We start from the raw sequence: 1336 nt of genomic DNA, 5'->3' as shown, positions 1-1336 counted from the left end.
GGGGGTTCGGGGTGTCCCGCTTCCCCCGGTCGGGTGAGGCGGGGGTCACACGGGTGACCGCGGCCCGGACGGGGGAAGAACGGGGCGGGACGATGGTGCGCACCGGACGGAATCCCTTGTCGGAGCGGCCCGGGAGGGGGCGAGGCCCAACCGTGACCGACGTGACGGAACGGTTACGGCCCTTTCCGCGTTCTACGGGGTGGACTACCGTTCTGTCTTTGCCAAAGTATTACTCTGGACGCTAGGTCGTACCGTCAGCGGCCATGGAGGAGTGAGATGAGGAGCAGTAACCCGGTCTTCACGCGTCGGGGGTTCAGTCAGGGCGGCGGGTACGCCGGCTTCAACGCCGGCCCGCAGGCGCAGACCGGGAATCCCTACGCGCAGCCGAGCAACCCGTACGCGCAGCCCACCAACCCCTACGCGCAGACCCTGGACCCGAACACGGGTCAGCCGGTCGCTCCCGCCGGCGCCACCGGGGTCATGACGATCGACAGCGTCGTCTCCCGGACCGCCCTGACCCTGGGCACCGTGGTGGCCTTCGCCGCCGTGGCGTGGATCACCGACCTGCCGATGGGCATCGGCTTCATCTGCGCCCTGGTCGGTATGGGCCTGGCGCTGTGGCAGTCCTTCAAGCGCGAGCCCTCCCCGCCGCTGATCCTGGCCTACGCCGCCGTCGAGGGTCTGTTCCTCGGCGCGATCAGCAACATGATCAACCAGTGGGCCCCCGGCGCCGCCATGCAGGCCGTGCTGGGAACCATGGCGGTCTTCGCCGGTGTGCTGTTCATGTACAAGCAGCGCATCATCAAGGTCAACGCGCGCTTCACCAAGTTCGTGATGGCCGCCGCGGTCGGCTTCGTGCTGCTGATGGCCGTCAACCTGATCGTCGCCCTGATCGGCGGCGGTGACGGTCTGGGCCTGCGTTCCGGTGGCCTCGGCATCCTCTTCGGTGTGATCGGCATCATCCTCGGTGCCTGCTTCCTCGCCCTGGACTTCAAGATGGTCGAGGACGGCGTCGCCTATGGCGCGCCGGAGAAGGAGTCCTGGCTGGCCGCCTTCGGTCTGACCCTCACCCTGGTGTGGATCTACCTGGAGTTCCTGCGGCTGATCGCCATCCTGCAAGGCGATTGACGCGCGGGCGACCCGTCCGCCCGGCTTCCCGGTCCACGGGGAGGGGGCGGTGTCCCCGGGTCGCGCGTAGTCGAGGGCCGAGGGCCCGCCCGGTTCCGGGCGGGCCCTCGCCGCGTTTCCGGCCCCGGTTCACCGGCCGGCCCGGGTTTCACCGGGGCGCGCTCCCGCTGTGCTCCCGACCTCCGGACTCCCCCGACCCCCGACTCCC

Annotated in this window: 1 protein-coding gene; it reads left to right on the top strand. The window is 69.8% G+C overall.

From position 1 onward, the window contains the following. The first annotated feature begins 276 nt into the window (after positions 1-276). Positions 277-1128, top strand: a complete 852-nt coding sequence (locus tag FNQ90_RS23415; protein ID WP_143624618.1) for a Bax inhibitor-1/YccA family protein — start codon at positions 277-279, stop codon at positions 1126-1128. The last annotated feature ends 208 nt before the right edge of the window (positions 1129-1336 follow it).

Origin of the sequence: Streptomyces alkaliphilus, from assembly GCF_014141535.1 — a bacterium.
Taxonomy (GTDB): domain Bacteria; phylum Actinomycetota; class Actinomycetes; order Streptomycetales; family Streptomycetaceae; genus Streptomyces; species Streptomyces alkaliphilus.
This window is presented reverse-complemented; position numbering and strand designations above follow the sequence as displayed.

Coding starts and splice junctions, on each gene's coding strand:
- FNQ90_RS23415 (WP_143624618.1), top strand. CDS start 277: ATGAGGAGCAGTAACCCGGTCTTCACGCGTCGGGGGTTCAGTCAGGGC.